This window comes from Shewanella zhuhaiensis, from assembly GCF_022484835.1.
In the GTDB taxonomy this organism is placed as follows: domain Bacteria; phylum Pseudomonadota; class Gammaproteobacteria; order Enterobacterales; family Shewanellaceae; genus Shewanella; species Shewanella khirikhana.
Genome location: NZ_JAKUDL010000004.1, coordinates 254,016 through 270,618 on the forward strand (window position 1 = coordinate 254,016; position 16,603 = coordinate 270,618).

The following is a 16,603-nucleotide window of genomic DNA, read 5'->3' on the forward strand; positions in this document are numbered from 1 at the left end:
CGCCCGCAATCGCGGGCGCTTTTTTATCAGCTGAGAATCACTGGCGTTTTCGCCAGATACTCATCTCTGACAGGCTGTGCTGGAATTTGCGTTTGGTTTCGCGAATGACAAAAGGCACTTCCTTCACCGCCACCAGTTCGAAGTGGGGAATAAGCGTCTCGGTGAGGCCATCGAGGGTAGTAAAGTTTTCACCGTTCACCTTGATACCGCCCAGCCAATTGGCCTTGGGGGTGTAGTCCTCAAGCCAGGTGTAAGGTGAGGCAATCACCAGATAACCGCCCGTATTGATGCGGCTGTGAATTTGCTCAAGGAAGGCCTTGGGCTCATTCAGCCTGTCGATAAGGTTGGAGGCGTACACCAAATCATAGCCACTGAAGCGCGGCTTTAGATTAAGCGCATCGCCCTGCAGGAAGTCGATTTTGTGCTTCACCTCGTTGTAGCCAAGGCTTGCAAGCGAGGCGGTGCGGTATTCCACCAGTTCGCCTTCGGTGCGAATGGTGTAGCGCTTCTCGCCCTGCTCCTTGAGGGCGTAGGCCTGCTGGATAAACCGGGCAGAGAAATCGATGGCATCCACGGCATCAAAATAGCGCGCCAGCTCAAAACTGGCCCGGCCCACGGAGCAGCCTATGTCCAGCGCTTTGGCATGGCGCTCGAGGTTGATTTCGGCCAGCGCTTCCTGCACCCCTTTGACGCAGAAGTTGGCCACGCCGAAGTACTCGCGGCCGTAATGGAATTCGAGGTACTGGGAGATCAGTTCATCGGTTTCATACACGTTCACCTTCACGCCCTCATCCGGTGATTGGCTGGACTCCACGTAGCGGAAGCCAGCATGCTGATAGAAGTGACGGCGAAACGCATAGCGCGAGGCGGCGATGGCTTCGTTGCCGGTGGAAATCCAGCTGCCGCCCTTGATGAGGTTATGCTTGCCATCGAAGGTGGGGGTGGAGAAGTCATCGTACAGCGGGTGCACCGCAAAGCCGGGGAAGCCGTCGATGGCAGTCTCGGTCCATTGCCACACATTGCCCACCAGATCGTAAAAATGTCCCTGACGGAAGCGGTTCACCGGGCAGGATGAGGCGTAGTGGGCCAGATTGAGGTTACCCGGAACTTCGCGCCAGGCAGGTGCGGCGCCTATGGCGATCATATCGCCTTCAAGCTCGCGTCTGAGCCAATACCATTCGGCCTCGGTGGGCAGACGAATGCTGCGCTCCGTCGTCGCCGCCTTCCAGTTGCAAAAGGCTTTGGCCTCGAGCTGGTTGACTTCCACCGGCCAATTGAGCGGCAGCGGAATTTCGCTGCACAGATTACGCTGATACCAGCGACCGTCAATGTGGCGCCAAAAGCGTGGCATATCGGCGTTGGTGTATTCACGCCAGGCATTGCCTTCATCGCTCCACCACTTGGGTTCCTGATAGCCTCCGGCCTTAACAAAGGCCATAAACTCAGCGTTGGATACCAGTTTTTCGCTGGCGCGAAAATCACTGATGTGGTGATGGCGATGGCCGTATTCGTTATCCCAGCCGTAGGTTAGATCTTCATCGGCTTTGCCAAGGCTAATATCGCCGCCTTTGACCTGGATCAGCGGGTTATCGGGCGCCTCGCCATAATCCCTGCATTCGGGCCACTGCATTGAAGGCGTCAGGTCTTCAAGGGGCAGCTGGCGGATAATCACCGAGGAGGTTTCGAGGTGAATGCGCTCGTGTTCAATGCCCATTAAAATCGCCCAGGCGAGGCTGCTTTGGTCGATGGGCAGCTCCAGCGGCATAGTATCGATAAGGCTTTCAATCAGGGCTCGCACCGCATTGCGGTAAGTGCGCACCTCATCCACCTGCGGCCAGTCATAATGGGCGTCGTTCAGATCGTCCCAGGACATCTCGTCCACACCAATGGCGAACATGGACTCGAAATTGTCGTTGATACGTTCGTCTATGTATTTGCCCAGCTTGAGCTTATTGATGAAAAAGGTGGCGGTGTGGCCGAAGTAGAAAATCAGTGGATGGCGTAGCGGCTCGGCCTTTTTAAAGTAGGCATCGTCATTGGAAATCAGCGCAAACAGCGACTCATATTGAGTCCAGCTGTTCTGGAAATAAGCTTTGATTTCAGCGCGTTTGCTGTGGATGTCTGTGCCGGTAAGGCTTGGCGTTGGCAGAGCGGTAAAAGGTTCCATTGCGTGTCTTGTCCCTCTGGAAGCATGAAGGCCAGTATAGGCGCTGCTGATGATACGGGCGGAATTAGAGTCAGGATCACTGCATCAGACCCGTCCGCCCGGGTTTTGCTTTCAGTCGCCGCCGCTGCAGCCGCCACCATCGCCACCGGCGTCGCCGTCAAACCAACTGTTTCCTGAGTCGCTGCTGCAGCTGTAACTGCTGCAACCTATGTGACTGGCGCAGTGGCGATCCTGCGGGCCGCAGTGGAGTTGATAATGAAAGCCATCGTCTATGTTCAGCTCTCCGTCCAGGGCAAAAATCAACGGCAGGTGGGACGGCGCCTTGGGGTTTATCCCTTCGAGCTGGCAGGCCAGTCGCCAGGCGCGTTTGATGGGACTGCGCCGCGAAATGGCCCTAGGCATGGCCGCCGCCGGGGTGTGGTGCAGGAATCGGCCAAACGCCTTTTGGCAAAACGCCTGATACTGCCGGGTAGAGAGAATAAACTCATGCCAGAGGACATCGACCGCCTGTGATGGCATCGCCAGCGGGCTGTGTTTTGCCAGCCGGCTCATGTGGAAATACTGTCTCAAGCCTGCCAGCGCCCGCTGCTTTTGAGCGTCGTTGAGGTGGGGATAGCGCTGCGTCAGGGCATCAGTCAGCTGCGGTGGAAACCGAAAGCTATCGATATAGTCACGGCGCCGGTCGCTGGCACTGCGAAACCAGACGAAGGCGACAGCCACACCCAATATCGGCAGTAACATCAGGGCGATGGGCATTGGCAGACCCCGTTTACATCGGCAGCAGCAGGCGGGGACTGCCGCTTTCTTTTATTTCGCCGCCGCCCACTTCGATAACGTCGTTATCGTCCATCAGATACAGGCTGCCCGGCAGGCCGTCGACCTCCAGCCGCTGAGCCATGGCTTCCTTGTCGGTCACGTGCACCAGCAAATGAAACGGCACCAGATTAAGGCCGCGGGTGGTTTGGAACGGCACCACGGCTTCGTCGCCGCAATAGGCTGCCGTGGCTATATCCGGTGTCATCAGAATGGCGCCGGCACTGACACCAACGAGATGACCACCGGCCACCACAAAGGCCTGTAGACGGGAGATTAGACCGCTTGCACCAAGATGGTGCAGGTACTCAAAAGTGTTGCCGTCGCACAGATGAATGATGTCGCACTCGAACAGCGGATCGTAGAGTTCGCAGTCGGGGCCGTGAATCGGTTCGGCAAAGGCGATGATTTCAGCTCCAAGCTGATCATAGAGCTCCACCACCGGGGCAAAGTACTCGCGGGTAGGGTCGGCGCTTGAGGCGAGGTAACCTACGCTGGGGTTGGGCCCAATGCCGGCAAGCCATTGTTTCAGCTTGTCCTGCACCCCAGGTGCCTGGGTATCACTCATCAAAAACAGCGACATCAGCAACTCCTTTTTGCAACTTCAGGGCAGACCTCAGCGGCTGGCGCTGTAGGGGTCGTCCGTCAACAGATACTGTTTCAATTCGGCTTTATTGGGTTGAGCACTGAGCCAGGCGCGAATGCGTTTGAGTTCGGCGTAGGTATCGTCGCCAAACTTGTTGCGGTAGTGCTCGGCAAAATTATGTTGGGTCTGGCTTTGGCGCAGGCGGTTTTGCCACTCCTGAGTTACCAGCAGATTGAGACAACTGGCGAGCCCCATGGATTTGAGCAGCGGCCATTCGCCTTTGTCGAGCCAAACACCGCCCACAGCAGCGCTGTAGTCGAGCCTGTGGTCTGTGTCTGTGCTGATTTTCAGCTTGCGCATCAGGGTGTGGCTCATGGGGCAAAACAGCGCCATCGGGCTGTCTTCACTTTCTTCGATGGCTGTTACCGGGGCAAAATCGGTATCGGGGTGCTGGGCTTTCCAGGCGACAAAATCGTCGATAAGAACCCAGTGACCGCCGCAGTGATTGCAACGGTGGGCGTTGAAGAGGTCATCGAGCCGGGTGGGAACCAGGCTTCCGCGTTTACAGGCGCTGCAGTGCATCATCAATCCTTTGTGATAAAACCCCGGCAAAACAAAAGGGCGCCGGGGAGATCTCAGCCTAGGGGATTTTAAAGTTCAGCTCAAGTGTCACTCCAGCGGCAGGGCATTGCGGCTGAAGGTTTGTTTGAGTACCAGGGTCGACTCTATGCCCGCCACCCCGGGCAGGCTGCCAAGGGACTTCTTCACAAAACGCTCGTAGGCGAGCAGATCCCGGGCGACGATTTTCAGCAGATAATCATGGCTGCCGGTGATCACTGAACACTCCATCACTTCCGGCAGCAGAGCCACTGCGGTTTCAAAGCGCTCGGCGGCCTTGTCGGAGTTCTCCGACAACCTCAGTGAGGCATAGACAATCACTTCAAATCCGGCCTTGCGGTGATCCAGCAAGGCGCCATAGCCCTGAATGTAGCCTTCCTGCTCCAGGCGACGGATGCGCCTGAGACAAGGGGTATCCGACAGGCCTACAGAGGCGGCAAGTTCGGTCACACTCTGACGGCCATTTTGCTGCAGGGCGGCAAGGATGGCGGTGTCTTTCTTATCGAGTTGGGTCATTATTGGTGGATTTCGACAATTTTGGATTTGTTGTTATCGAGTATCACTCAATGGTGGCGGTTTGTCCGCAGGCTTTTGGTGAAAAAACCTCCGCCCCCTGTGCTAGGCTGTTTACAACTGCGTCTGTACCTTGCAACGCGGTAAGTGTCTGGAGAACGACAACAATGAAACACATGACGCTGAACGTGGAGGCCTTCGACGAATGGCTGCGTACCCGTTTTGTTGAAATCAACAACGAGCTTGAATCCCTCTATTGGCTGCAAACCGATCGCGCCAATGTGCAGGGGATTGGCGAAGACCTCAAGCAGCAGTTGGAAAACGAAGGTCGCAGGCATATCAGTGCCTTGCTGGAAGAGGGCAACACCGACGAAGGTTTTGATGCGGCCTTCGATTTGCTCGGCAACGTGGGCCTGTATATGGCGGCCTGTCGGCGCCATGAAATTACCGAGCCTTCGCGGGAAACCCATTCGCCACTGGTGGAAGCATCGGCGCTGGCAATGCATATCGGCGCTTCCATTGGGGTCACGCCACGCTTTGCCACGGCTCACCTCACCACCCACAATATGGCTCGCGGCGGCCAGTACAAGCGTTTTACCGATTTGCACGACGAGCGCCTGTTTGTCGACTACAACACCAAGGGTATTCTGGCCTACAAGCGCGCCGCCGACGCGCTGCTGAAAATCCTGCCGTTGGGAGTGTCCCATCCCATTACCGCAGACCTGCTCAAGGTGGCCCGTCAGGCGCTGCAGGATGTGATGGACTCCAACACCACCCTGTTCCATGAACTGGATACCGACCGTTTCTTTTACTGCGTACGGCCCTACTACAAGCCGTACCGGGTGGGCAGTCAGGTGTATCGCGGCGCCAATGCCGGCGATTTTGCCGGTATCAACGTTATCGATATGCTGCTGGGGCTGTGCCACGCCAACGAACCTTCTTACTCGCAGATGCTGGTGGATAAGTTCCTGTACATGATGCCGGAAGATCAGGCGATTCTGCGCGACTGCATGCGCCGCACCAGTCTGATGGAATACTTTCTGCGTGCCACCGGCAGCCACAAGGAAAGCTGGTATCAGGAAAACCTGCGGCTGTTCCTCGAAGTGTGTGAACTTCACGGCCAAACCGCGATTCAGCACCATGATCAACTGGTGAAAAAATACATTGCCGAGCCCTCGGTCAACATGGATCAGCAGCATATGTCCAAGGTCACCGCCAGTGGCCCGCCACTGCATGTGCTGATTGGGGCGCTGGAAAAGTTGCGCGACCGCCGTGCCGCCACCAAGCGCAGTGATATTCGCACCGCCTGGCAGGAAATTGCCCGCCTCAAGGCCAGTTTGGACTGAACCATGGACTACAAATCACAGTTTTATTTGCCGGGCGGCAGCTATCTGCTGAATCACTCGGTGGGTCGGCCACTAAAGGCTGCCCGAGCCGGGTTTGAGCAGGATTTCTGGCAACCCTGGTGTGACAGTGGCCGCGAGCCCTGGGGTGATTGGCTGGGTGGCATCGAGGGTTTTCGCGCCGCGCTGGCCAGTTTGTTCGATGCCGACAAAGAGGATTTCTGCCCGCAGACCAACCTGTCATCGGCGCTGACCAAGCTGCTGATGTCGCATCCACGGCTCAATCGGGCCGGTGCCCGGGTGCTCATGTGTGAGGAGGACTTCCCTTCCATGGGCTTTGCGGTGCAGCAGGCACTGCCTCAGGCAAGGCTCAGTTTTATCCCCCAGGGAGCAGACATCACCGATGCCAATCTGTGGCAGCAGCATATCGATGCCGGGCTGGATCTGGTGTTTATCAGCCATGCCTTTTCCAATCTGGGGGCGCTGGCGCCTGTGGCTGAGATAGTCGGCCGCTGCCGTGAGCTTGGAGTGCTGTCGCTGGTAGACGTGGCCCAGTCGGCGGGGGTTGTGCCTCTGTCACTGGGCGAACTTGCGCCTGACTTTCTGATTGGCTCGTCGGTGAAGTGGCTCTGCGGTGGTCCGGGTGCGGCTTATCTGTGGGTTCACCCCGAACGGATTGATGAGTGCGAACCTGTGGATGTGGGCTGGTTTTCCCATGAAAACCCGTTTGAGTTTGATATTCATCACTTCAAATATCATCCCTCGGCGCTGCGCTTTTGGGGCGGTACCCCATCTGTAGCGCCCTTTGTGCTGGCAGGCCACAGCATCAACTGGTTTGCCAAGTTGGAAAAAGGACTGCTACGGCAACATAATCAGGCTTTGGTATCAAAGCTTTACGATGAGTTGCACCAAGCTGGTGCAATCGGTTCGGCCGTGCGTTCGCCGGGGAGTGGTATCGCGGCCCATAGCCGCAGCGGCACTGCAATTTTGAACTTCGGAGAGCACAATGAGGCGGTGATGGCCGCGCTCACCCAGACCAATATCAGCGTCGATAAACGCCGCTACGGACTCAGGGTGTCACCGCACCTGTATAACGACGTGGAAGATATTGCGCGCTTTATTACGTGTGTGAAGGCAGTCTGCTGACGCCTTCAACCCTGAGCCCTTGATGCTCGAATAAAGGCCCAAAAATAAGCGCCCCGAACCTGAGTCCGGGGCGCTTTTTTTATGCGCCGGTTACCCGGCGTTCTGTAGGGTATTACAGGCTGTAATACAGTTCGAATTCTACTGGGTGAGTGGTGCGGTTTACGCGCTCAGCCTCAGCCTTTTTCAGGCCGATGTAGGAATCGATGAAGTCGTTGCAGAATACACCGCCCTTGGTCAGGAACTCACGGTCAGCATCCAGGGCAGCCAGAGCTACGTCCAGAGACTCGGCAACCTGTGGGATTTCGGCCGCTTCTTCAGCTGGCAGATCGTACAGGTCCTTGTCCATGGCATCGCCAGGGTGGATCTTGTTCTGGATACCGTCCAGACCAGCCATCAGCAGAGCCGCGAAAGCCAGGTATGGGTTGGCCATTGGGTCTGGGAAGCGAGTCTCGATACGACGACCTTTAGGGCTTGGTACTACTGGGATACGGATAGAAGCAGAGCGGTTACGGGCAGAGTAAGCCAGCATTACCGGGGCTTCGAAGTGTGGTACCAGACGCTTGTAAGAGTTGGTGCTTGGGTTGGTGAAGGCGTTCAGGGCACGGGCGTGCTTGATGATACCGCCGATGTAGTACAGGGCAGTTTCAGACAGACCGCCGTACTTGTCGCCGGCAAACAGGTTTACGCCATCTTTGGCCAGAGACTGGTGAACGTGCATACCAGAGCCGTTGTCGCCAACGATTGGCTTAGGCATAAAGGTCGCAGTCTTACCGTAGGCGTGAGCCATGTTGTGAACCACGTACTTCAGTACCTGGATTTCGTCAGCCTTGGCAGTCAGGGTGTTGAAACGGGTAGCAATTTCGTTCTGACCGGCAGTGGCCACTTCGTGGTGGTGAGCTTCAACTACCTGACCCATTTCTTCCAGTACCAGACACATGGCAGAGCGCAGGTCCTGAGAAGAGTCAACCGGGGCAACCGGGAAGTAACCGCCTTTCACGAATGGACGGTGACCTGTGTTGCCTTCTTCGTAGCTGGTGCCTGAGTTCCAGGCGGCTTCTTTGGCGTCGATCTTCACGAAGGTACCGCTCATGTCGGTGCCGAAACGTACGTCGTCGAACAGGAAGAATTCTGGCTCTGGACCTACGAGTACTGTGTCGGCGATGCCGGTAGCACGCAGGTACTCTTCAGCCTTCTTGGCGATAGAGCGTGGGTCACGGTTGTAGCCGCTCATGGTGGCAGGCTCGAGGATGTCACAGCGGATCAGCGCGGTGGTTTCTTCGGTGAAAGGATCCAGCACGAAAGTAGTTGGGTCTGGCATCAGCACCATGTCTGATTCGTTGATGCCTTTCCAGCCGGCGATGGATGAGCCGTCGAACATTTTACCGTCTTCAAAGAAGTCGGCATCTACCTGATGAGTAGGGATAGATACGTGCTGTTCTTTACCCTTGGTATCGGTAAAGCGCAGATCCACGAATTTCACTTCCAGGTCTTTCAACTGCTTCAACACATTTTCAACTGACATGTTCGAGTCTCCGGGTAGGGTAAAGGGTTGTCCCTTAATCAATAATTTGTTTGTCGGTGTAGCGGCTTTTGCGGCTGCGCCGAAACGTGGCACAGATAAAGCCAGTACTGTGCCAACATTTTAAGTCATTGATTAAATAGAGAGTGGTTGGATTTTTAGGGCGCAGGATTTTCACGGTTGCACTATTGTGGTGCAGCCTATGCACTATTGTGGTGCTTGCACTGATGCTGTGCAGTAATTTGGTGCAGCCGGGCAAGGTCGGGATCTCCCAAACGGCCAAAAAATAATCCTGTCCGTGAGGACGCTGCTAGAGTAGAATGGCACGCTTTTTAACGCAAGGGGCCGGGGAATAGTTCAGTAATACGTCATATTCCCGCGCCCTGCCGGCGATAGTCCGGCCGTCCCGAGGCGTAACAACATCGGGGCAATGCACACTGAAACAAGATGGTAAGAGGCTAACCGTGTTAGAAAATTTGCGTAACATCGCCATTATTGCTCACGTTGACCATGGTAAAACCACCCTGGTTGACAAGCTGCTCTCCCAGTCAGGCACCCTTGAAAGCCGCGGCGAAGCCACAGAGCGCGTGATGGACTCCAACGATCTGGAAAAAGAACGTGGCATCACCATTCTGGCGAAAAACACTGCCATCAAGTGGAACGATTACCGTATCAACATCGTAGACACCCCTGGCCACGCCGACTTCGGTGGTGAAGTAGAGCGTGTTTTGTCTATGGTGGACTCTGTATTGCTGCTGGTTGACGCCGTTGACGGCCCAATGCCACAGACCCGCTTCGTGACCAAAAAGGCGTTTGCCCAGGGCCTCAAGCCCATCGTGGTTATCAACAAAATCGACCGTCCGGGTGCCCGTCCTGATTGGGTAATCGACCAGGTATTTGACCTGTTCGACAACCTGGGTGCCACCGACGAACAGCTGGACTTCCCAATCGTTTACGCCTCGGCCCTGAATGGCTTTGCCACTCTGGATCCCGATGAGCCAAGCGAAGACATGACCCCACTGTTCCAGACCATCGTTGAGAAAGTATCTCCTCCGGATGCAGACGCCGAAGGCGCCTTCCAGATGCAGATCTCTCAGCTGGACTACAACAGCTACGTGGGCGTTATCGGTGTAGGCCGTATCAAGCGCGGCAGCGTCAAGACCAACCAGCAGGTAACCGTTGTTGGTGCCGATGGTAAAACCCGTAACGGCAAAATCGGCCAGGTACTGGGTTACATGGGTCTGGACCGTCACGAAGTGGCCAGCGCCAACGCCGGTGACATCGTTGCTATCACGGGTCTTGGCGAGCTGAAAATCTCTGACACCATCTGCGCCGTGGGCAGTGCCGAAGCCCTGCCACCACTGAGCGTAGACGAGCCAACTCTGACCATGACCTTCCAGGTAAACACCTCTCCGTTTGCCGGTAAAGAAGGTAAGTACGTGACTTCACGTAACATCCTTGAGCGTCTGCAACAGGAACTGGTTCACAACGTTGCCCTGCGTGTTGAAGAAACCGACAGCCCTGACCGCTTCCGCGTGTCTGGCCGTGGTGAACTGCACCTGTCTATCCTGATTGAAAACATGCGCCGTGAAGGTTACGAGCTGGCGGTATCCCGTCCAGAAGTAATCATCAAGGAAATCGACGGTGAGAAGTGCGAGCCGTTCGAAACCCTGACCGTGGACGTGGAAGAAGATCATCAGGGCACTGTGATCGAGAAGCTGGGTACCCGTAAGGCTGACATGAAAGACATGCAGCTGGACGGCAAGGGTCGTGTGCGTATCGACTTCGTTATCCCAAGCCGCGGCCTGATTGGCTTCCAGACCGAGTTTATGACTGCGACCTCTGGTACCGGTCTTTTGTACCACACTTTCGACCACTACGGTCCATTCAAGGGTGGTGACATCGGTCAGCGTAACAACGGTGTACTGATCTCCAACGCCACAGGTAAGGCGCTGACCTTCGCCCTGTTCGGTCTGCAGGACCGTGGTCGTCTGATGATTGGCCACGCCGCTGAAGTTTACGAAGGCCAGGTGATCGGTATCCACAGCCGTTCAAACGACCTGACCGTAAACTGCCTGAAGGGCAAGCAGCTGACCAACATGCGTGCCTCTGGTACTGACGAAGCTCAGGTACTGACTCCGCACATCCAGATGACTCTGGAACAGGCGCTTGAGTTTATCGATGACGACGAACTGGTAGAAGTGACGCCGCTGAGCATCCGCGTGCGTAAGAAGCACCTGACCGAGAACGATCGTAAGCGCGCCAGCCGTCAGGGTGATTAATTCTGACCGCATCGCGTGATTAAAAAACCCCGGCTTGCCGGGGTTTTTTGTTTATGCACATTTGCTGGCGGTGCGGGTGACTCCGCTGTGATTGACGTTACGCGCGGCTTTTGCGGCGAGCGCCTTTGCGACTGCGCTCGCGCCACATCCAAAAGCCGGAGAGCGCCATCAGGCAGGGCAAAAAGCCGACAATGCACCAGATGATGCGGCTCGTAAGGCCGGCAAAGTCGCCATAGTGCAGAGGCTTGAAGCTGTCGGTGAACTGATACAGCCACGGCGCCTCGGCCACATCGAGGGTGACTGTGTGCTGGCCAGTGTTGTCATCAAAGCTGACAATAGACCCAAAGCGGCTGCGCAGCATGCCATCATCGGCGCGATGACCAAACAGGTGCACGCCCGGGTAACTTGCATCAGGTAGCCGCATATAGCTAGGCTCAAAGCCGGGCAGTTCACGCTGCGCCTCGGTTATCAGGGTTTCCACGTCGATGGCGGGATTGTAATAGCGCTGAGTAATGACAAAGGCGCTGTCATCGTGGCCTTCAATCACTTCTTCGTAAAAGTGCTCCAGGTTCCACCAGGCGCCGGTAAAGCCCAGCACCAGAAACACAGGTGCACCTGTGATGCCGAGCATCTTGTGGCCATCGCTCAGCAGCAGTCGCAGGCCTTTCCCTAAGCGCAGGGTAAAGAAGGTGCGCCAGAACTGGCGGTGCAGCACTATCCCTGATATCCCCAAAAACAGCATCAGCAGCGCCGTGATGGCCGCCAGCAGCAAACCTGCATGGTCCATCAGCAGCAGATAGTGCAGCTCCAGCAGCCAGTCTGTCAGTGCCCAGGTAAGCGATCTGGGCACTGTGAGCAGCTCGCCGGTTGCCGGATCCAGCCACAGCTTTTGCCAGTCGTAACTGCCTTGCTGCGCCACATACAGCATGTCGGCCTCGCCTTGTGCGCCAAACTGCCAGCCGAGGATCTCATGCTCAGGCAGCGCACTGGCTGCGCGCGGCAGCAGCACAGTCATACTTAGGCGCTCATCGCTGCCTGCATTGACCACCTCGGGCATCAGCCACCGGTCAAGCTCGGCTTTGAACACCAGCAGGCTGCCGCTCAGAGCTATCACAAACAGTGGCAGGGCGACGATAAGCCCCGCCAGCCCGTGCCATTTCCACAGATGTTTGCGCATCCTGATTACCAGTTGGCCGAGAAGCTGAGTTTGACCTCGCGGCCGCTGCCGGGCATGACCCTGAGCAGGCTGTCGGAGCCTGAGTAATAGTCTTCATCGGTGAGATTGCTGACGATAAGACGCACATCGTACAGATCCCAGCTGTAGGTCAGGTTCAGGTCAACCAGGGTGTAGGCGGGCAGGTAGAAGTCGCCTTCGCTGCTCTCATTCAGAACCGCCTGCACATTGCCCTGCTGCCTGGCATAGTGGTTTACCCCGGCACCAGCACTGAGGCCCGGCAGATAGTCATCCAGATTGTACTTAAGCCAGCCGCCATAGGAGTATCTGGGCACGTTGGCAACCCACTTGTCGTGCTCGGCATCCACCGCATGGGTGTAAGCGGCATGGCCGATAAGCTGCAGGTTGTCGGTGAGCAGCCACTGCAAATCCAGCTCGGCGCCCTGGCTTTGGATTTCTCCCGATGCCGAGTAGGTAAAGTTGCCACCGGCATCCACATTGGCCAGGGCGATGTTCTTTTTGGTGAGGTCAAACAGCGATAGGGTTGCGCTGAGGTCGCCATCGAAGCCACGGCTCTTGAGGCCAATCTCCCACTGTTTGCCTTGCTCTGGGTCCAGCACCTGCCCATTGGCATCGACAAAGGATTGTGGCGTAAAGGCTTCAGAGTAGCTGCCATACAGCACCCAGTTGTCGTTAAAGGCATAGCTCAGGCCAGCGCGAGGGCTGAAATTACTTGCGTATTCATCCACGTAGGCTTGCTTATATCTGTCGATACGGCCACCGAGGGTAAGACTCCAGTGGTCACCCCAGTTGATTTGGTCCTGGGCATAGAAGCCGAAAATACGGTTCTCGACCTTGGACTCGGGGCCAAAATCGTTGGTTTCGCTGTCTGGAAACACGCTGTAATCAGGCTGATACAGGTTGATTGTGGGGTACTGGCTGCCAAGGGCGCTACTGGTGTAGAGGTCAGAGATAAACACATCGACCCCGGCGGTAAACACATGCTCGCTGTTGCCAAGTTGCACCGTACCGTTGATGCCTGTGTCTATGGCCCAGGTTTTCCACTGGGTGCGGTAGCTGAATTTATACAGCGACAGCTCGCCTTTGTCGGCATTGTAGCTGCTGGGATAGTAAAGGTTATTCCAGTTGCTGGAGGCATCCTGATAGCGCATGTTCTGCCGCAGTTCCAGGTTGTTGCCAAGCGCCCAGGACAGCTCATAACCCAGGCGGAAGGTTTCATCTTCCAGATTACCCGGGTCGTTGATATTGCCGTAAAACAAGTTCTTATCGAGCTGGCCAAGGGGCGATTCCAGCACTGTGCCCATGGCAGGCAGCGGCATGCTGGGTTCGTTGTTGTCCTTGGTGTAACTGCCAAGCAGAGTCAGTTTGGCGTCGTCCGATAATTCAAAACTGAGGGACGGCGCTATATACAGGCGCTCCTGGCCATCCACATAGTCCACCGAATTGGCGGCATTGCGGTAGGTCAGGCCAAGGCGGCCGTAGATATCACCCTCATCGTTCAGCACCCGGTTAAAATCGGCATTCACTTCGTTGTAGTCGTCGCTGCCGCCGTGCAGGGTCAGGCTGCTCTGGTCGGTTTTGCCCGGCCGTTTGCTCACCAGATTGACCATGCCGGAAATGGCGCCTGCGCCATAGAGGGTGGAGGAGGGGCCCTTCATCACCTCGAGGGTTTCGAGGTTGGATTGTTCCACGTTGGCGCCCAGGCCGTTGTCGTTCAGGCGCAGGCCGTCGAGGTAGATGTTTTGAGAGGCATCAAAGCCGCGAATGCGGAAGTAGTCGTAACCCTGGAAATAGCCGCCGGGCTGGATGCCGGCGATATGTTTGAGTGAGTCTTCCAGGTGGATGGCGCCCACATCATCGAGGAAATTCTTCGACAGGATCTGGATATTCTGCGGCGCTTTAATCAGGCTGAAATCGCCCTTGGTAGTGGATGGCGCCGTTGCCTTGGTGGTCACGATAATCCGTTCGATACCGATGTCGCTCTCTTCCTTGCCATGGGCGGCCATGGCGGACATCAGTGCCACAGTCAGCCCGGCCAGTTTAAAAATGCGGGTGCTGGACATGATTTAGCAGTTCCTCACGTGGTTACAATACGCACGGATGATAAATCAAATGCAAATCGTTATCATTAATTATTTAAAGTGATCACTCTATCCTGTGGGATTGATCGCTTTTCCTGCGGTAACAGTTCACTGCAAAAGGCTGCTGAATGCCATGAAAAAGCCCCGCAGTGCGGGGCTTTGGCTCAGATAGGTGTGTGTGCCTAAGGCAGGAAGAACCCGCCTTGGGCTAGAGATTACAGCTTGACCGGCACCAGATTGGAGCAGCTACCTGTGCTATCACAGACCTGATAGCTCACGTTGACCGGATCGTTTTTGCCAACCTTGAATCTGTCGGTGAAGCTGGTGCGACTGGTTGAACCCACTTCGACGCCATCACGCAGCACCTTAAAGCCGGGGGTGCCGGTATCCCAGCGCAGCGACACATAAACGCTGCCAAGACGGGACTTGGAGGCCTTGGCGACCTGCAACTCAATATCGCCCTGGGGTGGCTCTGGCACTGTCACATCGAAGCTTTGACTGCTGCTGGCGTTGGCACCGTCATCATCGGTCACGGTCAGGGTGACAGTGTAATTGCCCGATTGGGCGTAGCTGTGGCTGGTGTTTGCGCCGTTGCCGGTGCTGCCATCGCCGAAGTTCCACTGCCAGCTCACCAACTGGCCGTCACTGTCGCTGGCGCTGGACACAAACTGCCCGGTGGCTCCATTGAAGCTGGCGCTGAAGTTCGACACCGGTGGCTGATTGGGGGTTGGGGTCGACACATCAAAGCTGCCGGTGAGGCTTAAATCCGAGTAAGCGCTGTATGCTTTGAGCATCACATGCCAGGTGCCTTCGGTGGCCTGAGCCAGGTCACAGCTTTCATTACTGCCGTTGTTCCAGGAGCGGCAGTCAAAATCTGAGGTCGACGGCGGCGCGCCGAACTTCACATACATGTCGGCATCGCCATTGTTGGCGCTGGTGACAAAGCGCAGGTTCTCGGCATTGGCCGGTACCGCCAGGGTGAAATAGCTCTGGGCATCCTTGGCGGCGCTGAGCCCGGTGAGGGCCACGCCATTCTCAAGCTCGCCGGTTTCGGGGCCTGTGCCACCTGTGTTAAAGCCCAGCTCTACCAGATAGCTCGAGGCCAGCTTGGCAAAGTTGAGTGCATGTTCCATGGTGGGGTCGAGCTTGTCCAGGGTGTCCTGGGCGGTGTGGATATGGGGGTTGTAGTCGTTGAAGCGTGACTCAAATGGCATGGCAGCCGGGTAGCCCTGATTGTGCCAGGAGGCATGATCCGAGCAGCCATAGCCACACACATCCACGCCGTAGCTTATCTCGGTATGGTAGGTATCCATCAGCTTGATAAGAAACTGATTCAGGCCCGAATCTGTGTAGTCCTGCATCAGCACTATGTCTTCGTTGCTGCCGTTAAAGCCGGTCATATCCAGCTGCATAACCGCTACCACATTTTGCCCCTGACTGCGGGCCTCGGCAGCAATTTCGGCGCTGCCACGCAGACCCACCTCTTCGGCGGCATAGCCGATAAACTTGATGGTGCGCTTGGGCTGACCCTGGCTCATAAAGGCGCGGATCACCTCGGTGATGGTGGCCATGCCCGAGGCATTGTCGTCGGCGCCGGGAGCACGGGTGGTTTCTGTGGTGTAGCCATTGATGGAGTCCAGGTGGCCGCCAAGAACGACAATCTCATCCGGGGCTTCGCTGCCGGTGAGGGTGAGGACGACCGAGTCCTGACGCCAGTCGGCATGGTCATACACAGCAGCATTGGCCCAGCTCTGGCCCGCGGCCAGTGCAGCCCAGTTGTCTTTCACCCAGTGAGCGGCGTTTTCACCGTGGCTGGTGGTGTAATAGCGGTTGGTGAATGCCTCCAGGCTGGTGACTGTATCCTTGATATTGCTTGCCATCAGCCTTGGCAGAATGTCGGCAACCCGCGCCGCCTGATTGGGCTCGCCGGGGAAACTGAACGCGGCCTGGCTCACAGGCACCAGACTGGCCGCCAGAGCATCGGCCTCGGTGGCATGCACGCTGAAACCGCCGCAGCGATTGTGCTCTTTGTGCATCAGGGCACTTAATTCCAGTAGCTTATCTTCGTTGAGGCGGGTGATAAGCTTACCGCCGCTTTGCTTGGTGCCGGTTTGCAGATTGTGTTTTTGCATCAGGCCGCTGAGGGTAGCCTGGGCATCTTTGTCAGTCATGATCCACAGGTCGCCGGCCATGGCCGACAGGGGTGAGAGTAGCGCGAGGGTGAGCAGGCTCTTTTGAAGCTTCATGGGTCGGTATCCTTACTTGTTATTATTCGAGACCGACAATCCATGTTGGTGCCGCAGGCGGTCTGTGCGCTCTCCATTCTGCCGTGGGGCTAAG

Annotated in this window: 12 protein-coding genes; 3 read left to right on the plus strand and 9 right to left on the minus strand. The window is 56.4% G+C overall.

The window, feature by feature from the left end:
* Positions 1 to 37: 37 nt before the first annotated feature.
* The 5 genes from ovoA to MJ923_RS13150 all read right to left on the minus strand — a co-directional run bounded on the left by ovoA (position 38) and on the right by MJ923_RS13150 (position 4,700).
* On the minus strand, positions 38 to 2,167 hold the full coding sequence (ovoA, locus tag MJ923_RS13130) for a 5-histidylcysteine sulfoxide synthase (RefSeq protein ID WP_240591486.1): 2,130 nt from the start codon (positions 2,165 to 2,167) through the stop codon (positions 38 to 40).
* Positions 2,168 to 2,278: 111 nt separating this feature from the next.
* A complete protein-coding gene (locus MJ923_RS13135; protein WP_240591487.1) occupies positions 2,279 to 2,923 on the minus strand; it encodes a glycine-rich domain-containing protein in 645 nt (214 codons plus the stop codon).
* Between the two features lie 13 nt (positions 2,924 to 2,936).
* A complete protein-coding gene (locus MJ923_RS13140) occupies positions 2,937 to 3,563 on the minus strand; it encodes a Type 1 glutamine amidotransferase-like domain-containing protein (RefSeq protein ID WP_240591488.1) in 627 nt (208 codons plus the stop codon).
* 33 nt (positions 3,564 to 3,596) lie between these two features.
* The gene (locus MJ923_RS13145; RefSeq protein ID WP_126169566.1) at positions 3,597 to 4,148 is read right to left on the minus strand and encodes a TFIIB-type zinc ribbon-containing protein; all 552 of its coding nucleotides are present in this window, start codon (positions 4,146 to 4,148) and stop codon (positions 3,597 to 3,599) included.
* Between the two features lie 87 nt (positions 4,149 to 4,235).
* Positions 4,236 to 4,700 (minus strand): Lrp/AsnC family transcriptional regulator, encoded by a 465-nt coding sequence (locus tag MJ923_RS13150; RefSeq protein ID WP_240591489.1) that lies wholly within the window; start codon positions 4,698 to 4,700, stop codon positions 4,236 to 4,238.
* A gap of 164 nt (positions 4,701 to 4,864) precedes the next feature.
* Between MJ923_RS13150 and MJ923_RS13155 the strand changes: the two genes are divergently transcribed.
* Both MJ923_RS13155 and MJ923_RS13160 read left to right on the plus strand, forming a co-directional pair.
* Positions 4,865 to 6,043, plus strand: coding sequence for a PrnB family protein (locus tag MJ923_RS13155; RefSeq protein WP_240591490.1), 1,179 nt, complete (start codon positions 4,865 to 4,867; stop codon positions 6,041 to 6,043).
* A gap of 3 nt (positions 6,044 to 6,046) precedes the next feature.
* Positions 6,047 to 7,186 carry an aminotransferase class V-fold PLP-dependent enzyme gene (locus MJ923_RS13160; protein WP_240591491.1) on the plus strand — a complete coding sequence of 380 codons (1,140 nt, stop codon included), beginning with the start codon at positions 6,047 to 6,049 and terminating at the stop codon, positions 7,184 to 7,186.
* Positions 7,187 to 7,298: 112 nt separating this feature from the next.
* On the opposite strand, the gene glnA is transcribed toward MJ923_RS13160, so the two are convergent.
* A complete protein-coding gene (glnA, locus tag MJ923_RS13165; RefSeq protein WP_240591492.1) occupies positions 7,299 to 8,708 on the minus strand; it encodes a glutamate--ammonia ligase in 1,410 nt (469 codons plus the stop codon).
* Positions 8,709 to 9,169: 461 nt separating this feature from the next.
* Here glnA and typA point away from each other — a divergent pair, with 461 nt between their 5' ends.
* Positions 9,170 to 10,987 carry a translational GTPase TypA gene (typA, locus tag MJ923_RS13170; protein ID WP_240591493.1) on the plus strand — a complete coding sequence of 606 codons (1,818 nt, stop codon included), beginning with the start codon at positions 9,170 to 9,172 and terminating at the stop codon, positions 10,985 to 10,987.
* A 97-nt stretch (positions 10,988 to 11,084) separates the two neighbouring features.
* Here the strand turns inward: typA and MJ923_RS13175 are convergent, their stop codons facing one another.
* From MJ923_RS13175 to MJ923_RS13185, 3 genes are all read right to left on the minus strand, one after another.
* Positions 11,085 to 12,164, minus strand: a complete 1,080-nt coding sequence (locus tag MJ923_RS13175) for a PepSY-associated TM helix domain-containing protein (protein ID WP_240591494.1) — start codon at positions 12,162 to 12,164, stop codon at positions 11,085 to 11,087.
* 5 nt (positions 12,165 to 12,169) lie between these two features.
* Positions 12,170 to 14,245 (minus strand): TonB-dependent siderophore receptor, encoded by a 2,076-nt coding sequence (locus tag MJ923_RS13180; RefSeq protein WP_240591495.1) that lies wholly within the window; start codon positions 14,243 to 14,245, stop codon positions 12,170 to 12,172.
* Between the two features lie 233 nt (positions 14,246 to 14,478).
* Positions 14,479 to 16,509 carry a M20/M25/M40 family metallo-hydrolase gene (locus tag MJ923_RS13185; protein WP_240591496.1) on the minus strand — a complete coding sequence of 677 codons (2,031 nt, stop codon included), beginning with the start codon at positions 16,507 to 16,509 and terminating at the stop codon, positions 14,479 to 14,481.
* Positions 16,510 to 16,603: the final 94 nt, after the last annotated feature.

What these genes read in the sequence shown, in the direction of transcription:
- MJ923_RS13135 (WP_240591487.1), bottom strand. Translation starts at nt 2,923, where the DNA reads ATGCCCATCGCCCTGATGTTACTGCCGATATTGGGTGTGGCTGTCGCC.
- MJ923_RS13140 (WP_240591488.1), bottom strand. Translation starts at nt 3,563, where the DNA reads ATGTCGCTGTTTTTGATGAGTGATACCCAGGCACCTGGGGTGCAGGAC.
- MJ923_RS13145 (WP_126169566.1), bottom strand. Translation starts at nt 4,148, where the DNA reads ATGCACTGCAGCGCCTGTAAACGCGGAAGCCTGGTTCCCACCCGGCTC.
- MJ923_RS13185 (WP_240591496.1), bottom strand. Translation starts at nt 16,509, where the DNA reads ATGAAGCTTCAAAAGAGCCTGCTCACCCTCGCGCTACTCTCACCCCTG.
- MJ923_RS13180 (WP_240591495.1), bottom strand. Translation starts at nt 14,245, where the DNA reads ATGTCCAGCACCCGCATTTTTAAACTGGCCGGGCTGACTGTGGCACTG.
- MJ923_RS13150 (WP_240591489.1), bottom strand. Translation starts at nt 4,700, where the DNA reads ATGACCCAACTCGATAAGAAAGACACCGCCATCCTTGCCGCCCTGCAG.
- ovoA (WP_240591486.1), bottom strand. Translation starts at nt 2,167, where the DNA reads ATGGAACCTTTTACCGCTCTGCCAACGCCAAGCCTTACCGGCACAGAC.
- MJ923_RS13175 (WP_240591494.1), bottom strand. Translation starts at nt 12,164, where the DNA reads ATGCGCAAACATCTGTGGAAATGGCACGGGCTGGCGGGGCTTATCGTC.
- glnA (WP_240591492.1), bottom strand. Translation starts at nt 8,708, where the DNA reads ATGTCAGTTGAAAATGTGTTGAAGCAGTTGAAAGACCTGGAAGTGAAA.
- MJ923_RS13155 (WP_240591490.1), top strand. Translation starts at nt 4,865, where the DNA reads ATGAAACACATGACGCTGAACGTGGAGGCCTTCGACGAATGGCTGCGT.
- MJ923_RS13160 (WP_240591491.1), top strand. Translation starts at nt 6,047, where the DNA reads ATGGACTACAAATCACAGTTTTATTTGCCGGGCGGCAGCTATCTGCTG.